This window comes from Hyphomicrobium sp. 2TAF46 (assembly GCF_052114865.1).
Taxonomy (GTDB): Bacteria; Pseudomonadota; Alphaproteobacteria; order Rhizobiales; family Hyphomicrobiaceae; genus Hyphomicrobium_B.
Genome location: NZ_JBFRFO010000001.1, coordinates 749592 through 764486, shown reverse-complemented (window position 1 = coordinate 764486; position 14895 = coordinate 749592). Strand labels below are relative to the sequence as shown.

17 protein-coding genes and 1 pseudogene are annotated in these 14895 nt (G+C 64.3%); 9 read left to right on the top strand and 9 right to left on the bottom strand.

What is annotated here, in order from left to right; genetic code table 11:
- Positions 1-45: 45 nt before the first annotated feature.
- The gene (locus tag AB4Z24_RS03570) at positions 46-213 is read right to left on the bottom strand and encodes a hypothetical protein (protein ID WP_171021003.1); all 168 of its coding nucleotides are present in this window, start codon (positions 211-213) and stop codon (positions 46-48) included.
- Between the two features lie 430 nt (positions 214-643).
- On the opposite strand from AB4Z24_RS03570, the gene AB4Z24_RS03565 reads away from it, so the two are divergent.
- From AB4Z24_RS03565 to AB4Z24_RS03550, 4 genes are all read left to right on the top strand, one after another.
- Complete coding sequence (locus tag AB4Z24_RS03565; RefSeq protein WP_137901420.1) at positions 644-982, top strand: ArsR/SmtB family transcription factor; 339 nt, start codon at positions 644-646, stop codon at positions 980-982.
- Positions 982-1497: an SRPBCC family protein gene (locus AB4Z24_RS03560; RefSeq protein ID WP_137901419.1), complete on the top strand. Its 516-nt coding sequence runs from the start codon at positions 982-984 to the stop codon at positions 1495-1497. The genes AB4Z24_RS03565 and AB4Z24_RS03560 overlap by 1 nt, the downstream gene beginning before the upstream one ends.
- Positions 1497-2069 (top strand): dihydrofolate reductase family protein, encoded by a 573-nt coding sequence (locus AB4Z24_RS03555; RefSeq protein WP_137901418.1) that lies wholly within the window; start codon positions 1497-1499, stop codon positions 2067-2069. The genes AB4Z24_RS03560 and AB4Z24_RS03555 overlap by 1 nt, the downstream gene beginning before the upstream one ends.
- A 204-nt stretch (positions 2070-2273) precedes the next feature.
- Positions 2274-2624, top strand: coding sequence for a GFA family protein (locus AB4Z24_RS03550; RefSeq protein ID WP_137901417.1), 351 nt, complete (start codon positions 2274-2276; stop codon positions 2622-2624).
- A gap of 244 nt (positions 2625-2868) precedes the next feature.
- Here the strand turns inward: AB4Z24_RS03550 and AB4Z24_RS03545 are convergent, their stop codons facing one another.
- The 7 genes from AB4Z24_RS03545 to AB4Z24_RS03515 all read right to left on the bottom strand — a co-directional run bounded on the left by AB4Z24_RS03545 (position 2869) and on the right by AB4Z24_RS03515 (position 10433).
- Entirely contained in the window at positions 2869-3327 is a 459-nt protein-coding gene (locus AB4Z24_RS03545; RefSeq protein WP_137901416.1) for a hypothetical protein, read from the bottom strand.
- Between the two features lie 44 nt (positions 3328-3371).
- Positions 3372-4301: a DUF2493 domain-containing protein gene (locus tag AB4Z24_RS03540; protein ID WP_137901415.1), complete on the bottom strand. Its 930-nt coding sequence runs from the start codon at positions 4299-4301 to the stop codon at positions 3372-3374.
- Positions 4302-4616: 315 nt separating this feature from the next.
- Positions 4617-5675, bottom strand: coding sequence for a DUF7146 domain-containing protein (locus tag AB4Z24_RS03535; protein WP_137901414.1), 1059 nt, complete (start codon positions 5673-5675; stop codon positions 4617-4619).
- Between the two features lie 72 nt (positions 5676-5747).
- Positions 5748-7919, bottom strand: coding sequence for a ParB/RepB/Spo0J family partition protein (locus AB4Z24_RS03530; RefSeq protein WP_137901413.1), 2172 nt, complete (start codon positions 7917-7919; stop codon positions 5748-5750).
- 175 nt (positions 7920-8094) lie between these two features.
- Complete coding sequence (locus tag AB4Z24_RS03525; RefSeq protein WP_137901412.1) at positions 8095-9291, bottom strand: DUF932 domain-containing protein; 1197 nt, start codon at positions 9289-9291, stop codon at positions 8095-8097.
- A 126-nt stretch (positions 9292-9417) separates the two neighbouring features.
- Complete coding sequence (locus AB4Z24_RS03520; protein ID WP_244625930.1) at positions 9418-9822, bottom strand: YkvA family protein; 405 nt, start codon at positions 9820-9822, stop codon at positions 9418-9420.
- Positions 9823-10004: 182 nt separating this feature from the next.
- A complete protein-coding gene (locus AB4Z24_RS03515) occupies positions 10005-10433 on the bottom strand; it encodes a hypothetical protein (protein ID WP_137901411.1) in 429 nt (142 codons plus the stop codon).
- Between the two features lie 149 nt (positions 10434-10582).
- Here AB4Z24_RS03515 and AB4Z24_RS03510 point away from each other — a divergent pair, with 149 nt between their 5' ends.
- The 5 genes and pseudogenes from AB4Z24_RS03510 to AB4Z24_RS03490 all read left to right on the top strand — a co-directional run bounded on the left by AB4Z24_RS03510 (position 10583) and on the right by AB4Z24_RS03490 (position 12871).
- The gene (locus AB4Z24_RS03510; protein WP_058639974.1) at positions 10583-10999 is read left to right on the top strand and encodes a response regulator; all 417 of its coding nucleotides are present in this window, start codon (positions 10583-10585) and stop codon (positions 10997-10999) included.
- Positions 10996-11400, top strand: a complete 405-nt coding sequence (locus tag AB4Z24_RS03505; RefSeq protein ID WP_116968902.1) for a response regulator — start codon at positions 10996-10998, stop codon at positions 11398-11400. The genes AB4Z24_RS03510 and AB4Z24_RS03505 overlap by 4 nt, the downstream gene beginning before the upstream one ends.
- 28 nt (positions 11401-11428) lie before the next feature.
- Complete coding sequence (locus AB4Z24_RS03500) at positions 11429-11638, top strand: hypothetical protein (protein WP_058771712.1); 210 nt, start codon at positions 11429-11431, stop codon at positions 11636-11638.
- 294 nt (positions 11639-11932) lie between these two features.
- Positions 11933-12130, top strand: a pseudogene (locus AB4Z24_RS03495) (PAS domain S-box protein); the annotation flags it as partial.
- 186 nt (positions 12131-12316) lie between these two features.
- Positions 12317-12871, top strand: coding sequence for a putative glycolipid-binding domain-containing protein (locus AB4Z24_RS03490; protein WP_198669278.1), 555 nt, complete (start codon positions 12317-12319; stop codon positions 12869-12871).
- A 119-nt stretch (positions 12872-12990) separates the two neighbouring features.
- Here AB4Z24_RS03490 and AB4Z24_RS03485 read toward each other — a convergent pair whose 3' ends face one another.
- Complete coding sequence (locus AB4Z24_RS03485) at positions 12991-14895, bottom strand: UvrD-helicase domain-containing protein (RefSeq protein ID WP_116968899.1); 1905 nt, start codon at positions 14893-14895, stop codon at positions 12991-12993.

Below are 14895 nucleotides of genomic sequence, written 5' to 3'. Positions count from 1 at the left end.
GAGCGGAAATCCGGCAGGATCTTCGCTCCGCGGAGCCGATCGTGCTTAGAGCGCGAAGGGATCTACTTCGTGGACGATAGCCGCGGCGTCGCCGTCATATTCGTTGGCGGGAACGACGGAGAGGCTGCCGTCACCGGCCTGGAAGATCACGATGGTGACCATCAGCGTCGTGGCGAGGCTGAAGGCGAAGGCGTGCGCTTGGTTGAGGGACATCGTTCCGGCTCCTGTCTGGAGGCGGGGGACCATCCCCCGCGTGACAGGCGCCCGATGTGTCCGGGCGAAGGCCGCAATCACCGCGCAGGCGAAGCCGCAGCGGCGGCATGCGCGCATAGCCGACCCTTTACGGGTTGATGGCGTCAGGCCCTCGGCCGGACCAAGGATCAGCGCAAGGACAAGGGGGCTGGTCCGACGTCTGGACCGGAGGCTTGGCTGGATTCTCCAGTACGACGCGCCTCGATCTTTATTGGTTGGTCAGGACATAGCCTCGCGGATCGCTGTTCGGCCGGCACCTGCCTCTCGACCCGTGACGAAGGGCTGCGGTTACCCCCGTCAGAAGCGGAGTTGAGGCTGGGCGCCAACGCCCATGGTCCCGGCCGTGGGCAGGCGGCTTGACGCTCGATATGCACCGACATACATATGCATCATGATGCAACAAAGCGTTTTCCAGACATTGGCCGACCCGACGCGGCTTCGTATCGTCGAAGCGCTAGCAGCCGGGGAACAGGCGGTGGGCGACCTCGTTCGTGCCGTGGACATCGATCAGTCCGGCGTTTCGCGGCACCTGAGAATCCTCGGGGAAGCGGGATTCGTCGTCATGAGGCCCGATGGGGCAAGGCGCCTCTACTCGCTCCGACCTGAGCCGTTCCATGCGATCGACGACTGGGTTCGAAGCTATCGCAGGCTTTGGGAGGGCCGGCTCGATCGTTTCGATGCAGCTCTGGCGCGACGGGGGAGCGCGCGGCAATCCGAGGGTGAGAAGTGATGGCGCACCGCAGCGAGCGGGCCGCGGGTCCCATCAGGTTCGAGCGGATCTATGACGCATCGATCGAGGACGTCTGGGCGCTTTGGACCACGAAAGAAGGGCTGGAGGAGTGGTTCGCACCCGAGGGAATGCGCGTCGAGATGACGGCCCTTCAGCTGCGGGTCGGCGGCGCCTTTGATTATGTGATGACCGCGGTGGGTGCCGAGCAGGTCGCCTACCTGGCAAACCTCGACATGCGGCAGACCGCGCGGGTGAGCGGTCGGCTCGTGGAGATAGTGCGCCACCGGCGACTGCGCATCCGCTTCGACATGGACTTCGTCCCCGGCGTCGAGACGTATCCGTATGACATGCTGGTCGAGATGAGCGTCGAAGCCGGGCGTGTCCGGATGGTCCTTACGGCGGATCGTCATCCGGACCCCGAGATGACAAGCGGCGCAATCCTTGGATTGACCAGCCAGCTGCAAAAATTCGACCTGGCTATCTCAGCAAGAGCAACAAAGGAGCAACGTCCATAGTGCGACCCCTTCTCTACTCCATCAACGTGACGATCGACGGTTGTGTCGACCATAGCGCCGGCTCTACGGACGCGGTGCTTCTGGAGGAGGCGCTGCGTGCAACACATCACCATGCCATAGCGAGCATGGGCCGCGCCGATGCGCTGCTCTTTGGTCGCGTCACCTACCAGATGATGGAGGAAGCGTGGCGGCTGGAGACGCGGACCTTGACAATGCCCGAGTGGACGGACCCGTTCGCACGGACCATTGATGCGATGAAGAAGTACGTCGTTTCCAGCACGCTCGGCGAGGTCGATTGGAACGCGGAGCTGGTCCGTGGCGATTTGGCCGAGGCCGTCCAGGCGCTTAAACAAGAACCCGGGAAGGCGGTGTTCACCGGTGGCGTCAGGCTCCCAATGGCGTTGGCGGAGCTGGGCCTGATCGACGAGTATGAGTTCGTGGTCCAGCCCATTATTGTGGGGCGTGGCCCCAGCTTGTTCGCCGGCCTCTCAAAGGTCATAGACTTGAAACTCGTCGATCGGATTGAGCTGAGCTCCGGCGCCGTGGCTCTGCGCTATGAGCCTAGAAGGTAGGTTGGACGCAGCTCGCAGGCCCCTTTGCTTCCAATCAGATGCACGCCAGGGGCAAATCGGAGTCTTGCGACCAATGGTTTAGGTGCCAGCTCCTTTGACGAGTGGCCATTACGTGGCTCCCCGGCCGGGTTGTCGCGGCAGGCACCCAAGGGGGCGTTCGTGTTGTTAACTGGCTTTACGTAGCAAGCTGTATGGAGGCGCTGCATGGCTTACGAAGGCAGCTGTCACTGTGGGAAGGTAGCATTCCGAGTTAACGAAGACCTTCCAGCGAATGCGGTCAGGTGTAACTGTTCGCACTGTCGAAGGAAGGGGTTTTTGCTATCCTTTGTGCCATCAGGCAGTCTAATGATCCTTCAGGGAGAAGAGGTGCTTACGGATTATTTCTTCAATAAACATGCCATTGCTCACCGGTTCTGTTCGACATGTGGTTGTGAGGCGTTTGGTTATGGCAAGGGTCCAGATGGTGCTGATATTGCGTTCATTAACCTACGGTGCGTGCCTTCGATCGATCTCGATGCCCTGGTAATTCAAGACGTGGACGGTGCTAATCTTTAGATATGCCTGATCGCACCGTCCCATGGATGAGTCGAATGCTGAGAGCTCTTGCTACGCGGGCCGTTCCACATATTATTGGTTGATGGCGTCAATCGATCGGTCGGACCAAGGATCAGCGCAGCAAAGCGGGAGATGGTGGCCGGCGATGGGTGGTTCGATGGTTGTTCTGGATACGGGCCGGACTTCGCCCTTGTCATGAGCCCGCAGGAGAATGCAACAGTGCGCGGCCTGAAACGGAGCGGTCCTACGGCACCGAATTGAGACGCTCGGCCAGACGATCCAGGCCGCCGCGAATCATGCTCGCATACGGGGTGTCGGGCAGATCTGCGGTGGCGGCCATTCCTGCCGCGAGATGGCGCTGGCAAGCCGCTCTGTCTCCTAGGCGCAAATAATCGTCGCCGAGGTTGAGGTGCAACGACGGCATGAAAGCCGCAATAGATAGGCTGTCGTGATGTCCTTTGGCTTCGGCGTCGGTGCAGCGCAGCGCTGCAGCCAGCGCTCGCTGGTCCCATGCCAGCTCATCCTGCAGGTTGTCCTGCGCATCGGCCATGAAATGCGCCAGTGTGCACTCATGGAGGGGTCTTGGATCGCGCTCAATTTTATCCCAGATATCCACGAACGCTTGGCGCGCTTCGGCTCGTGCACCACCTTGTAAGGTCGTGATGGCTGCTTGGATCTCGGTCATGATAGGATCGTCGGACATTGGCAAATCCTAACAAAAATAGATGGTTTTGCGGAAGTCCGGGGCTAACTCGCCCCGGCTCCGAAGTGCCAAACCGGGATGCCGAGCTTCTTCGCCTTGTCGGCGAGGTTGTCCTGGATGCCCGTGCCGGGAAAACGCATGACCCCGATCGGCAGCACGTCCAGCATCTGATCGTTACGCTTGAAGGGCGCGGCCTTGGCGTGCCTGGTCCAGTCGGGCTTGAACGCCACCTGCGGCACCTTGCGATGGTCCGCCCAACGGGATGCGATGCGTTCGGCGCCCTTGGGCGAACCGCCGTGCAACAGCACCATGTCGGGGTGCTTGGCGTGGACCTGATCGAGCTTGGCCCAGATCAGACGGTGATCGTTGAAGTCCAGTCCGCCGGTGAAGGCGATCTTCGGGCCAGCCGGCAGCATGACCTGCGTCTCGGCCCGCTTCTTCGCCGCGAGGAAGTCACGGCTGTCGATCATCGCCGAGGTCAGGTGGCGGTGGTTGACCATCGATCCGCTGCGGGGTCTCCACGATGAGCGAGTTTGGCGCTCGAACTGCTCGGCGGCCTCGTCGCGCATCAGTTCGAAGGCGTCGCGCCGCTCGATCAGCGTCTGCCCTTCGGCAATGAGGCGTTCCAACTCGACCGACTTCACCTCGCTGCCGTCCTGCTCGCGCTGCGAGCGGCGCTGCGCCTGCTCGTTGTCGTCCAGTTCGCGCTCGATCCGCTGGGTGGCGCGGTGGAAGAGGTTGACCGTCGACCAGAGGAGGTCGTCGAGGTCCGGCTCGAGGCGGGTGTCTTCGAGCGTCGAGATCAGGGCGTCGAAGATGTCCGCGATGGCGCCTGCCACCTGGTTGCCATCGGGCAGTTCCCTCGGGTCGGGGTCGTCCGCGAAGGGACGGTAGCCATAGAGCTGAAGTTCGCTGAGGACATGGTCGGTGGGAGATGCGGCGTGGTCCGGTTCGTGGTCGTGATGCTCGCTCATGGGATGCTCCGTCGGTCGTGACCGCGACCCTCGCGGCCTTCATGGCGACGAAAGCTGGCGAGCGGACCGGACCTGCACCCGCAGCGAAGCGCAGGGCCGAAGCGTCAGCGGAGGATGGCGGAGGCCGGCTATTTTGTTTCGCGATGGAAAGCGGCCCAACGGGGCCGCGCCGGAAAATAGTCGGCTGCAGACATTGCCGGTCCGGCCCGGTTGCCGGCCGATCGCCCTCTCGAAGGCCGGGGCGCGGTCCTCCCCGACACGGGAAAGCATCTGAGCGAGGCGGAGAGCGGATTGCCTGCCACATCCCTTCTCGGCCTATGCCGCCAACTGCATAAAGCGCGCGACGTCCTGCGCCGCGATCTGCACCCGCAAGGCTGCCCGAAGGCTATCCTGGCCCAGGATGCGCAAGTCTTCGTTGAAGTCCTCAAGGCTCGGCGACAGCACGATCGCCTCGATGCCGACCGCATGCGCGCGTTCGGTCAAGGTCGCCATCGCGCCGTCGCCTGCCGGATCGTCGTCGCGCGCGATGTAGAGCCGGCGCAGCGTGTCCGGGAAGAGGAGGGCGGCAAGGTGCGCGGCAGAGAGCGCCGCCGCCACGGGCATGGCGGGCAGGACTTGCCTCAAAGAAAGCATGGTCTCAATGCCTTCGCCGGCCGCCATCACCTGGCCCGCCACGCCGAACCGTACGGCGTGTCCGAGGAGGTCGCCCATCGCCCGCCTCGGCGTGTCGATCGTCGCCTTGCCGTCTGCGCTCGAATCCATGCCAGGGGGCGCGAGATAGGTGCGGTGCGCCCCGGTGATCCTGCCGTTAAGGTCGGTGACGACCGCGATCATTGCCGGCCACGTCTGGGTCGGAGAATGCTCGTCGGGGCGATAGTAGCAGCGAGGGTGGAAGCGCAGCGACCCGCTTGCGTGCAAAGCCGTAATGCCGCGTTTGCGGAGATACGTTTCGGCGAGAGTGCCCGAGATCGGCTGCGACATGGCGACCAGCCGCCGTGCCGCCTCCGGCGATCCGGTCGGAGCGGCTGCCTGGCGCGAGGACCGCTGATCAGGGTGAGGCTCAGGATGCGGCAGGCTGAGGAAGCGCCGCGCCTCATCGGTGACGTCCTTGAAATCGATGAGGCCACAGCTTTCGCGGATCACGTCGAGCAGGTCGCCATGCTCGCCCGTGGCCGCGTCGGTCCATTTGCCGGCCGCGCCCTTGCCGGACTCGGAGCCTTTCAGCCGGACGAACATCGATCGGCCGGGCGTGTTGCGTGCGTCGCCGACCAGCCAGTAGCGGCCCTCGCGGCGTCCGGCGGAAAGGTAATGGCGGCAGACCGCTTCCGCCTGACGGCCGAGACGCTGCGCGAGGTCTGATGCGGTTTTCGGCATAAGGCGACCCCAGAAAAAGAAGGCCCGCCGTCGCCGGCGGGCCTGAGGTGGAGACGGGTTTGTTGACGAACGTTATTCGGCCGCGACGGCGTGGGGGACGTTGGCCTCGGCTTCCTCATCATCGTCGACGGGATCGAACTCGCCCATAGCCGTTTCGCCGCCGTCCTCCGCCGTCTCTTCGACGACATCGGTGTCGGCGGTCTCGACCGGGGCCGGCGCCGTGATTGCCGCGTCGCCGGCGTCGGCCGTCTCCGCAGCGACGGTGCCGATCGCCCGCCCAGGCGTGCGCAGCGGCTCCGGCAGCCAGCCCGAGCCCGCGAGGATCTGCGCGGCGGCCTCCGCCATGTCGCCCTTCTTCATATGCTCGATGCGGTCACCGGCCCGGTCGCCCTTCGCCTCGCGCACGGCGGCGAGGATGCGCGCCTTGGTGAGCCGGCCGAGGAAACCGTCCACGGTCGGGGTCCAGCCGGCGCCCGCCATGTCGAGATCGACCGCCTGCGCGAGCCGGTCGGCATGAAGGATCGCCCGCGGCCGGCGATTGTAGGGCTCGATCACGGCGTTGACCGACAGCGCGACGCAGTGCGCGAACAGCGCCTGCCGGCTGTCCGCATCGAAGCCGTCGAGCGCGTCCCAGAGCTCTTCCGGCTCCTTCGGGAGGGTGTTGGCCCAGGCCTGATGCCGCACATCGAGCGCGCGGGCCGACGGCGTATCGGCGAGCCCGGGCGCCTGAGCGGCGAAGCCGGCGCTCTTCAGGTCGAGCTCCAGGCAGGTGTCGAGCGCGTAGCGGTAGAACACGCGGATGCAGAGCGCGTGCAGCGCCGCCAGGAACGCCACGTCCGGGTTCTCGCCGAGCGCGTGGCGCAGCGCGATCGTGCGATGCGCGGTGAGTTCCGCCATCAGCCGGTCGGGAATGGGCTTCAGGCCCTCATCCTCCTCCGGCTCCTCGACGGGTCCGACCTGAACGGCCGTGCCATCGTCGTCGACCTGAGCTGCGACGGTCCGCGTCTCCTCGCCATCGCCGGTCAGTTCGCCGGTGGCGCTGTCCGCCTCCGGCTCGATCGGCAGCTCGTCCTCCGGCCGGACGAACCCGCGCTCGATCCGCAGACCGCCGCCGGCGTCGATGCTCACGAAGGCGCCGGCGCGCCCGATCTCGTCGACGTCGAACCGGACCGGCCGCTGATCGAGGGCCTCCAGCGCGGTCTCGATCTCGCCCAGGCGTGCGTCCACCTCTTCGGGCAGCTCGTCCGCCTCGGCGTATTCGGCCTCCAGTCCATCGAGCTCGGCCTGGAGCGCGGCACGCGCGGCTTCCTCCTGCTCGGTAATGGGGACCTCCTCGCCGCGCAGCTGACGAAGGCCGAACACATGGCCGTAGGGGAACGAAGTCGCGACCTCGGTCCACTTCCAGCCCTCGGCCTCTACCTCGGCCGCTGCTTCCCGGAGCTTCTCCGTCACCATCATGTCGAGCAGGCTGACATCCTGCAGCCAGCCGCCATCGTCGGCCTGGAACAGGTCGCGCAGGACCGTGCCGCCGGCCTCGACATAGGCGTCGATCCCGACGAACTGCGCCCGCTTGTCGGAGGCGCGGACGGCGTGCTCGGTCAGCATGCGCCGGATCACGTAGGGCTGCTTGTCGTAGCCTTGCGTCAGTCGTTCGAACACCTGCTCCTGGCGCTCATGATCGCCCGAGACGGTGAAGGCCATCAGCTGGTCCAGCGTCATGCCGTCCTCGGCATAGACGTCGAGCAGGCGCGGCGACACCGAAGCGAGCTTCAACCGCTGCTTGACGACCGCGACCGGCACGAAGAACGCCGCCGCGATATCCTCCTCGGACTGGCCCTTCTCGCGCAGCGCCTGGAAGGCCCGGAACTGGTCGAGCGGGTGCAGCGGCGCGCGCTGGACGTTCTCGGCGAGGCTGTCTTCCTCGGCGATGCCGTCGTCGCGCACGACGCAGGGCACGGGGGCAGTTTTGGCGAGGCGCTTCTGCTTGACCAAAAGCTCCAGCGCCCGGAACCGCCGACCGCCGGCCGGAATCTCGTAGATGCCAGTCTCGGTCCCGTCCTCGCCGACGATGGGGCGAACCGACAGGCCCTGCAGCAGGCCGCGCCGGGCGATGTCCTCGGCGAGCTCCTCGATCGAGACGCCGGCCTTGACGCGCCGGACGTTCGACTGGGAGAGCACGAGCTTGTTGAGGGGGATGTCGCGCGAGGACGACAGGGTAATCTTCTTCGATGCCGCTTGGGCCATGGTCTTCACTCCACGACGGGCGGCCGGGAGCCTCTCTCTCGGCCTCCTACCCGTCACGAAGCGCAGCGCCGCCCTCTTCCTCTGAAGAGAGCGACGCCGCAGAAACGTGGATCAGGAAAAGCGCAGAGCCGGAGAGCCGCGAACCGGCAAAGCCGATTCCACGGCTCGGCAGGAGTCAGGCCGCGCGGTCGAGGAGCTTCTTTGCCCGGGCTTCGAGATCCAGCCGCGCGTCCTGGTGCGGCTTGTCGCGGGCGACAGCGGTGATGCCCTGGACGAAGTCGAAGACGCTGGTCGGCGCGCGGCCCTCCTCGACGAGCACCGCCTCGATGATCTTGGCGGTTTCGGCCTTGCCGAATCCACGCTTGCGCAGGAAGTCGGTCCGGTCCTCGTCCGTGCGGGCGACGATCTGCGCCCGGGCGGCCTTGATGCCATTGATGAAAGGCGCCGGTGAAGAGTTCGCGAAGCGCGTCAGCGCCGGCGCCGCCTCGTGAGCGAAACGGGAAGCGGCATATTTGGAGTGCCGGATCGTGATCTCCTCGAAGTCTTCGACGCCCCAGAGATTGCGGTTCTGGCAAACGGCGCGGAGATAGAAGCTGGCCATCCCGAGCGTCTTCGCGCCGACCTCCGAGTTCCAGCAGTAGAAGCCCCGGAAATAGAGATCAGGCGAGCCGTCGGGCAGGCGCCCGGCTTCGATCGGGTTGAGGTCGTCGACCAGGAAGAGGAACACGTCTCGGTCGCTGGCGTAGAGCGTCGTCGTGTCCTGGGTGATGTCCACTCGCGGATTGTAGAAGCCGGTCGACCAATCGAGCACGCCTGGCACCTTCCAGCGGGTGTCGCCGGTGCCGTTGCCGGCGATGCGCTGCACCGCGGCGACCAGCTCGTGGTCGAAGATGCGGCCATAGTCCGGGCCGGTGACGGCGCGCAGTTCGACGCGTCCATCGTCGGTCTCGAGAGTCTTGACCTGCTCGGCGCGGTGCGAGGTGAGGCCGTATTGTAGGTTGATGCCCGCCAGCGGCGCCGGAAGTTGGCGCAGATAGGCGGCCGGCGCGCCGACCAGCGCGGCGAGTTGGCCGAAGCTCCAGTGCGTGGGGGCGACCGGCGCCTCGGAGCCGGGCAGCACCAGGTCGAGCCGCTCGGCATTGTCGCGGCTGGCTTCGACGCGAACGGCGGCGCTCTCGACGGTGCGGGTGCGACTGCGCGCGGCCCGCCCTTTCACCGACGCCATCAGCTCGGACAGTGATAGGTAGCGTTCGTCGGCCGGTCGGTTGAACCACTCGGACGACACGCGGCCGATTCGCTCACCTCGACTGACATCGACCTTGTAGCCGCCACGCGCATCGGGGCGGGTATCCAGGACTTCAACTTCGGTCATGACTCATCTCCATGACGAGCCGGCCGGGAGCCTCTCTCTCGACCCTCAACCCGTCACGGCGATAGCCGCTGCCCTCATCCTCTTATGGGCGCCTTGCGGGGCAGGATGCGCGGAAAACGCGGCGCTCTAGCCTGTCATAGGCCTCGACCAAAACAGCCAGAGCAGCAGGATCGCGGCCGCGATCCAGAGGATGACGATGGACGCGGCTGCCACCCAGCTGACAGGACGGTCCGCTCGCGAGTCGGCCTTCGCGCGAAACTCGGCCATGAGTTGAGGTGGGACCAGGCGCACAGCAAGGAGGATCGCCAGCGGCAACAGGACGATCTCGTCCAGATAACCGAGCACGGGGATGAAGTCGGGGATCAGGTCGATCGGTGAAAGCGCATACGCTGCGATCGCGGCGCAGACCGCCTTGGCATACCAAGGAACGCGAGGATCACGCGCCGCAATCCAGAGCGCCTCGACGTCCCGCTTGATCCGTCGCGCCCAGCGCTTGACTCTGGTTAGTATACCTTCGCTCTCATCAGACAAATCTCTCTCCTGACCCGGCTCCCTTTTGTCCAGTGAACCAAAGTAGGGTTGGACAGCGCCAAAGTCGTGTCTTGCAGGGCGCGTCGCCGTGCCTCGCTCCGACGCGGAGTTTCAGCACGGCCTCCGGGGTGCCGCCCGCAGATGGGGTTCGGTGAGAGCACGGGCTGGCCCGGGGAAAGGCTTCATCCCTCGCCGCCCTCCACCCAAAAGCCGCTGGCGAGTGCTTTCCGAAGGCGGGTGCTCACCGTGATCGCGTCCGCCGCAGTCCAGCCGGCGGCGCCCGCCTCCACGAACTCGGCCACACGATGGACACGCGAAAAAGGGCTGAGGGCTTGCAGGAAGGCGCGAATCTCGGGGTCGATACCCTCGAGCCCCTCCCGCTCGCACGCGGCGAGCGCCTTGCCGAGATCGTGTCGGACATCTGCGATGCAGCGCGCATCCGTCCACCCGCGATGGTGAAGGTAGGCCTTCAGCAACAGTTCCAATCCCCAATGGAGATTTTGGAACACATGCTCGTCGGTGCGGCCCCCGTCAGTCCCGTCGAATCGTTCTGCCGATGCGCAGAAATTTCCGCCCATGCTGCGGAGGTGTTGCACGAGAGTTTCCTGCATCTGCCTGCCCCACCCTGATCACTCCTACCGGTCACGCGCTCCGTCGGCCAGTCCGTCCTTTTTGTGCGCCGAGGCGCGCTACGGCGCCCGGCTCGTGCCGCTCCAGGAACCTGGGACCAGCTTGGGCATTGTGTCGGAAAGGGGGTGAGATGATCGAGCCTGCATCCGACTCGGAAGAAGAACGCACGTCGATACTCGTCGTTGAAGACGAGATTTTGGTAAGGTATGTCATATGCGACTACCTGAGAGACTGTGGCTTCCATGTCATCGAGGCTGGTACAGCCGACGAAGCTCTGGAATACCTGCGGTCACATAACGATGTAGGGCTGGTCTTCTCGGATGTGCGCATGCCAGGGTCGCTGGATGGCATAGGCCTTTCCCAGCAGGTGCGGCTTCTCTACCCGCATATCCCGGTGATCCTGACGTCTGGGCATCTGCTGCCGGGCGAGATCGACGGAACGCCGCTGATGACGAAGCCCTATGTACTTGGCGACGTGGCTCAGAAAATCCGTGCCATTCTGGACGACGCGGGGGGCGGTTTCACGTCGAACAGTGAAGCGGTATGACTAGTCCCCATATCCTGTTGGTGGAGAACGACGTGCTCGTGCGGAAGCCGCTCGCTGAATATTTGCGCGACTGCGGCTATAAGGTGGTTGAAGCCCTGAATACCGATGAAGCGGTTGAGGTGCTGACCACGGGCAGCGCTGCCATCGGCATCGTGCTGGCCGACGTGAGCAGCCCCGGCAAGATCGATGGCTTCGGTCTTGCGCGTTGGATGCGGTCGAACGGTATCGACGCAAAGATCATTCTCGCCGGCACCGTCCAGAAGGCGGCCGCCAAGGCGCAGGACCTCTGCGAGGACGGCCCGCTGTTGTCGAAGCCCTACGATCACTCGCTTCTGCTCAATCGCATCAAAAGCGAAGTGGCGGCGAGAGCGCGAAACGGAAAGCCGGAGTCTGACATCTGAGGTCGGCGAAGAGCGCGAAGAGCAAACGATGGACTGCAAAGAAAAGGCGCGCCTGGTCATTGATTACGAAGCAAAAACGGCCAGTTTTTCACGCGCTGTGACGGTTTTTCAAGGCAAGTTGGCGACGTCTGCAAAGGAGGAATACGACCGACTGCAACGGCGTGTCGACGAGGCGCGGGTTGAATCGGAGGGCGCCCGGCTCGCGCTGGAACGCCATATCTCTGAACATGGTTGTTGAACTGACTCTGCGGTACGGCGGTGCGATTGACGGGTGCGTCTCCCCTGGCGGTCGCGCGCGAGAATATTTCGCGAGGGAGGAGGAGCGCCCGGTCCGGGAAATTGAAGCACCTCGCGCGCGAATGCGAGGTTCTGGGACGACCAGCGGGTGGGGGACGCGGGGCGGTTTCAGGGTCGCGGCTGCAGTGGTATCGGCGTAGGAAGAAGGTCGGTCTGCTTTTGGTCCGAACGTTGCGGGTTGCCCTCCCTGGGCGATAAGCTTTCAGTGCGATGAAAAGCAAGTTCGGCCCCAAAAATTGCTTACGAGGTGCTCGTCCAAAGCGTTGTGGACTACGCGATTTACTTGCTCGACCGCGAGGGCCGCGTGTCGAGCTGGAATCCAGGCGCGGAGCGGATCAAGGGCTATTCGCCGGGCGAAATCCTGGGCAAGCACTTTTCCCGGTTTTACACCGAAGAGGATCGCCACGCCGATGTGCCCGAGGCGGCGCTTGGCCCAAGCTTGGGCGGTGACATTCAGTTCGAGACTGCCGTCCCCTGAGCCGCGTAGCGACGGGCTCTCGCGCCAATCATGAAATTGTCCGTGCCGCTCGCATCAGGTCGAGGTGATGGGCCACGGCTGGCGAAGATGAGCACTACATCTACGCTTTACCACAATGATGATCCGATCCGGAGGTCGAACGTGACTATCGTGGCAACTGCCTTTTGGCGACGGCTGGATACGCTCGGTCACGACGCGTGCCGTTTGGAGCAGTGCGGTAGTGGTTGGCGTATCGAAGGAACCGCCGTCTTTCGCCGTAAGGAAGGCCCGGCGTGCATTGCCTATCGCGTCGAATGTGGCGCCGATTGGAAAACGGTGCGCGGAGACGTTCGGGGTTTCCTTGGGCGCCGACCTATCGAATACCTCATCGTTCGACAGGGGACTGAGTGGACGCTGAACGGGGAGGTCGTGCACGGCTTGGATCATCTCGTTGATCTCGATCTCGGGTTCACGCCTGCGACGAACCTGCAACAGCTTCGTCGCGTTCCGATCGCTCAAGGCTGCGCCGCTCACATCTCTGTTGCATGGCTCGATGCCGAGACAGGTGAGTTGACCGAACTGGACCAGCGATACACGCGACGTGGCGAATCTGCCTTCTGGTACGAGGCACCGAGCGCCAGCTACGAAGGCCTCCTCAAACTCGCGCCGGATGGCTTCATTCGGCATTATCCTACTCTCTGGAAGGCGGAACAGTAGCGTAACGGCGGCGGCGACGCCGCGCCCCAGCGTAGATTTGGCGGGGCAATTGGAGCCAGAAAGCAGCTGCCTCACAATTCTTGAACCTGAATCTCGGTGCCTCGGGCTGGACGGAGATTTCAGGCTATCTGGATGGTCTGAACGCCGGCCTTGCTGAGAAGGCCGTAGAGGGTGGCGATCTTGGTGCGCGCCCCGCGTTTGGCGCAGTAGGTGAAGACCACCCTCTGCTTGGCCCGCGTGAACGCGACGAAGAAGCCGGCGGTCGCCTCCATTTGGTCGCCAGCAAAACTCCACCAGGCGCCGTCATCAAGCCCGACAAAGATGACGCTATGGTATTCGAGCCCCTTGCTCTTGTGGATCGTCATGAGCGGAATGGCATGCAGGCCTTCGTAGGTGTCGAGGGTCTCCGTCCAATCTGCGGCGTCGGCCGATGACCCGTGCAGATGCACTGCGGTGGCCTCAACGACCTTCTCAAACCACCCGCCCTGCGCATAGGCGGGATGAACGGCGATCAGCCGTTCACGGCCGACGAAGCAAAGGACGTCATCAACGATGGTCCGCGCATCGGCTTTGGACGCTGGCGGTTCGGGATGGTCGGCGCTGAGCTGGGTCGCTTGGGCGTCGAGCTCGCGGGCGAATATTGCCTGGGCGGCTTCGTCCTCGGGAGAAATCCCGCGCAAAGCCCCCAGCGCCTCCTGGCATTCGGTCCAATGCCGACCTGCGCGTTTCGTCATGGCAAGACGTAGAACCTTGACCAACAGCTCTGATGCTTCTTCCGCGAGAAGCTCTTGCAACATGACGGCGCCGACGGTTCCGGCCTCGTTGCGAAGCGGGATTCCCGCGGCTCGAAAGGCTGGCTCGAGTACGGCCGCATAGTCGACCGCCTTCTGGCGCACGAGCAGGACGAAGTCGCGAGGGCCGAGCGCATGGGCCTTCACTTCGCCGGCGACGAACCGGGCCAGCCGCTGTGCTTCGATCTCGGGACTCGAGAAGTCCCAGATTGCGCAGCTTTCGCCTGCAATCGTGGTTGCCGTCTTCGAAACGGGCTCTACCGCACGAGCGTCTAGCGCTTGCGCGAGGACATGCTGGATGCGCACGAGCTCGGGCGACGACCGATAGTTGTTGTAGAGCGGCGTGCGCTTGCCGCCGAAATCGGCGTCGAACGCGGAGAATGGATCGTCCATCGCCATCGCCCAACGCATGATCTGCTGCTTATTGTCTCCCACTGCAGTGATCACTGCATCGGTTCCGAGGAAGATCGTTCGCACGAGATCGTATTGGATCTGGGTGGTGTCCTGGAACTCGTCCATGAACAGGTGCGAGTAGGTCAAACGGAGGGCGTCGCGCGCCATCGGATTGACGCGCAGGAGCAGTTCGGCGAGCCGTCCGATCATCGGGAACGACAGAAAGGTCTTCTTTCCCTCGTGCAGCGACGATTGCCAGAATCGATCCGCCGCCCACTGGCCGACTGTCGGGTCAGGCCAGCCCAGAACGGGAAGCGGTGAGCCTACGAGCAGCGAGCGCTCGAATGTCTTGATGGAGATCGCCTGGAGGTCAGCGTAGCTGCCTATGGCTTTCGGAGGCGTACCGACATCCTGGAACAGAAATCCCCGAAAGGCCGTATCGTTTGGGAACATGAGTTCATAGTCGGGTCGCGGTCGCCATCGCTCGGGCAGCGCTTGGCCGAACCGGTCGACCAGGCTTTTGGCGAACGCGTCGAAGGTCATCGAATCGAGACGGCCGGCGTGGCTGCGATGGCAGCGCTGGCGGACGCGGGCGGCGAGATTGGTCGCGGCGTCACGCTTGAAGCTGATCGCGAGAATGCGCCGCGGCGGCGGCGCGATGCCGGTCTGCAGAAGATAGGCGGCGCGCTGTGCGAGGAGCTCGGTCTTCCCCGCACCGGGGCCGGCGATGACCGAGCGGTTGTCGGTGGAGCGGACCACCTTGATCGCGTTCGCTTCGAGGGCGTCGACACCGATCGGCTTCCAATCGTCGGGTCGAACCCGTCGCGCAAGCACCGCCAT